Source organism: Agromyces binzhouensis (assembly GCF_004135055.1).
Taxonomy (GTDB): domain Bacteria; phylum Actinomycetota; class Actinomycetes; order Actinomycetales; family Microbacteriaceae; genus Agromyces; species Agromyces binzhouensis.
Genome location: NZ_SDPL01000629.1, coordinates 1 through 1,231 on the forward strand (window position 1 = coordinate 1; position 1,231 = coordinate 1,231).

Annotated in this window: 1 protein-coding gene; it reads right to left on the minus strand. The window is 75.4% G+C overall.

The genetic code is table 11. The features are described 5' to 3' along the window. Positions 1-1,231, minus strand: a 1,231-nt coding sequence (locus ESO86_RS17235; protein ID WP_129235989.1) for a DUF3418 domain-containing protein, incomplete at both ends; no start/stop codon positions are given.

Sequence of the window (1,231 nt, forward strand, 5' to 3'; positions counted from 1 at the left end):
CGCCCCGCCCCGGCCTCGCCGCGGGTCCGACCGAGAACGTCGACGCGACCGCGCGTCCCGCGCGCTCGGCGAGCCGGGACTGGAGCGACACGAGGTCCTTGTCGTCGCCCGCGGGGCGGCCGTGCTCGTCGACCGCGCGGAACGTCACGCGCAGGTGCGGCGGCACGCGGTCGATGTCGAAGTCCCCGGCCGTCACGGGCGCGTACGTGAGCCGCTTCACGACCCCCGCCACGGTCTCGTCGAACGGCGCACGCGCTTCGCCCGACTCCGGCCCCGCCGGCAGCTCGGCGGCGACCTTCGCCGCCCACTCGGCGGCCGGCACCACCTGGCGGCGGAGCACCTTCGGCAGCGTGCGCAGCATCGCGGTGATGAGCTCGTCGCGGAAGCCGGGCACCTGCCAGTCGAACCCGGTCGGCTCGAGCCGGGGCAGCAGGACGAGCGGCACCTGCACGATCACGCCGTCGTCGTCGGCGCCCGGCTCGAACCGGTAGCGGAGCGTCAGCGTCTGGTCGCCCTGGCGCCACCGGTCGGGGAGCCCGTCGTCGGTCGCGACCCCGTCCTCCCCGAGCAGGTCGGCCCGGGTCATCGTGAGCAGGTCGGGGTGCGTGCGGTGCTCGCGGCGCCACCAGCGCTCGAACGCGCGCGCGTCCGTGGCATCCGCCGGCAGTCGCTGCTCGTAGAAGGCGACGACCGCCTCGTCGCCCGCGAGGACGTCGCGGCGGCGGGTGCGCTCCTCGAGTTCGCCGAGCTCGCGGCGCAGTTCGCGGTTCCGGCGGACGAACGCGAAGAGGCGCTTATCGAGCCGGTTCCAGTCCCAGTCCTCCTCGACGAGCGCGTGCCGGACGAACAGCTCGCGCGCGAGTGCGGAATCGACACGGGCGAGCTGGATGCGCCGCTTCGGGATGATCGGCACTCCGAAGAGCAGCACCTTCTCGTCGGCCACCGCCGAGCCCTGGCGCCGCTCCCAGCGCGGAGACGAGTACGAGCGCTTCGCGAGCGGTCCGGCGAGCTGCTCCGCCCAGGCCGGATCGATCGCCGCGGCGGTGCGCGCGAACAGGCGACTCGTCTCGACGAGCTCGGCCGCCATGATCGCGGCCGGCGGCTTCTTCGCCAGCGCCGAGCCCGGGAACACGACGAACCGCGTGTTGCGGGCCCCCGCGAACTCGGCCTGCTGCCGGCGCCCGCGGCGCTCGGCCTCGCGCTGGGTCCCGGCGCCGCCGCGTCCGCTCGA